The sequence below is a fragment of the Dolichospermum circinale AWQC131C genome (genome assembly GCF_000426905.1).
GTDB classification, from domain to species: Bacteria; Cyanobacteriota; Cyanobacteriia; order Cyanobacteriales; family Nostocaceae; genus Dolichospermum; species Dolichospermum circinale.
This window is the reverse complement of sequence record NZ_KE384637.1, coordinates 11,707-11,931: the sequence shown is the minus strand read 5'-3', so window position 1 is coordinate 11,931 and position 225 is coordinate 11,707.

Here is a 225-nt window from a genome sequence, read left to right as displayed (position 1 = left end):
CAAAAAAATAATTTTCAATTTTTGTCGCGTTTTATGAGTTAAGAGTATTGACTCGTGGCTGGGAATTTGCTATACTAGATTCTGATAAGGAAGAACTATCTCGCCATAAAATCACCGAAAATACCATCTTTACAAACTCCTATCCCTATTAATAATAAAACTCTTGTGGGGTGTGCATCTTGCCCGCTTATTCTACCTTACCCAAATCATATACACTGTAATTTC